This window comes from Tabrizicola sp. (assembly GCF_051645465.1).
In the GTDB taxonomy this organism is placed as follows: Bacteria; Pseudomonadota; Alphaproteobacteria; order Rhodobacterales; family Rhodobacteraceae; genus Tabrizicola.
Genome location: NZ_JBOFBI010000173.1, coordinates 1 through 1,665, shown reverse-complemented (window position 1 = coordinate 1,665; position 1,665 = coordinate 1). Strand labels below are relative to the sequence as shown.

General features: G+C 64.6%; 2 protein-coding genes. Both read right to left on the bottom strand.

Annotation, left to right across the window (positions count from 1 at the left end; genetic code table 11):
• Window positions 1-1,141: ABC transporter substrate-binding protein (locus ACRCSW_RS11130; RefSeq protein ID WP_438705072.1), on the bottom strand; the 1,141-nt coding region annotated here is incomplete at its 3' end.
• A 114-nt stretch (window positions 1,142-1,255) separates the two neighbouring features.
• Window positions 1,256-1,665 (bottom strand): sugar-binding domain-containing protein (locus ACRCSW_RS11125; protein WP_438705070.1); only part of this gene is annotated, 410 nt, incomplete at its 5' end.

Below are 1,665 nucleotides of genomic sequence, written 5' to 3'. Positions count from 1 at the left end.
CCGGTTTCACAGTGGGGGCGGTCGGGTCAGCCGCGTTGATGCTGTCGAGGGTCATCTTGGCGAACGGCACCGCCGCGTATTCCGGGTTCGCGTAGAGCGAGGTCCGGGTTCCCGGAGGCACGTTGGCCCAGCCTTCCTTCGAGGCGACAAGGGCGAGGTAGTCCTTGTTCGTCGCCCAGTTGATGAAGGCCTTCGCTGCGTCCTGCTTCGTCGAGGACGTCGGGATCGCAAGCGACCATGCCCAGAGCCAGTTGCCGCGCTTGCCAAGCCCGTTGTCGGGGGCCAGCGCGAAGCCGACCTTGTCGGCGACGGTGGAGTCTTTCGGGTTGGTCACGAAGGATGCGGCGACGGTGGCGTCGATCCACATGCCGCACTTGCCCTGCTGGAACAGCGTCAGGTTTTCGTTGAAGCCGTTGTTCGAGGCGCCGGGCGGGCCGTAGTTGTTCATCAGGTTCAGGTAGAAGTCGAGCGTCGCCTTCCACTCAGGCTGATCGAACTGCGGCACCCAGTTTTCATCGAACCAGCGCGCGCCGAACGAGTTCGACATGGCGGTCAGGAAGGCGCCGTTTTCGCCCCAGCCGGCCTTGCCGCGCAGGCAGATGCCGTAAACTTCGGCTTCCTTGTTGGTCATCGCGGCGGCGGCCTTTTCGATGTCCGCCCAGGTCGGAGCCTCGGGCATGGTCATCCCGGCGGCTTCCATCAGGTCCTTGCGATACATGACCATCGAGCTTTCGCCGTAGAAGGGCGAGGCCATCAGGTTGCCGTCGACGGTCAGACCGCCACGGATCGCGGGCAGGAGGTCATCGATGTCGTAGTCTGCGGGCAGGTCGTTCAGCGACACGAGCCAGCCCTGCTTGCCCCAGATCGGAACCTCGTAGGTGCCGATGGTCAGCACGTCGTACTGGCCGCCTTGCGTCGCGATGTCGGTGGTGACGTTCTGGCGGAGGACGTTCTCTTCCAGCGTGACCCATTCGACCTTGATGTCGGGGTTCTTGGCGTAGAAGTCGTCCATCAGACCCTGCATGCGGATCATGTCGCCGTTGTTCACAGTAGCCACGGTGATGGTGGTTTCGGCCATGGCCGCGCCCGCGAAGGCAACGAGGGCCGTCGCGCCGAAAAGCGCGCGTAGCGTCATTGTCATGTAATCCTCCCTGGATGAGCGTATGAGCAAATCATCGCCTGATGGGTAAATGCTCATATATGAACCAGAGTCGTCAAGCGGATTCTTCGCTGGCGGCGCCGGAAAGGCTGTGGGTCAGCGCCGTGACAGCAGGGCGCGGGCGGTGGGTTCGTCGGTGATCAGGCCGTTCAGGATGCGGGATTTCAGGGCCGCAGCGATGGCCGGCAGCTTGGAAGCGCCGGAGGCGAGCCCGATCGCGGGGCGGTCAAGGCCGGGGGCCACGCGCACTCCGCCGGTGCGGATGTTCGTGCCGACGTCGAGGTAATGACCGTCGGTGTCGAAGACCCAGCCCGCAACCTCGCCCGCGGCACCGGCGGCCTGCATCTGGTCCAGTTCGGCGCGGCTGACAAAGCCGTCTGCCAGAAGGGGCGCGTCGTTCGACATCTGACCGACACCGACAAAGATAACGTCGGCGGCCTCGGCCAGTTCCACCACGCGGCGGACCGGGGCGAGGGCGTGGAAGGCGGCGTTTTCTTCGGCGGTGG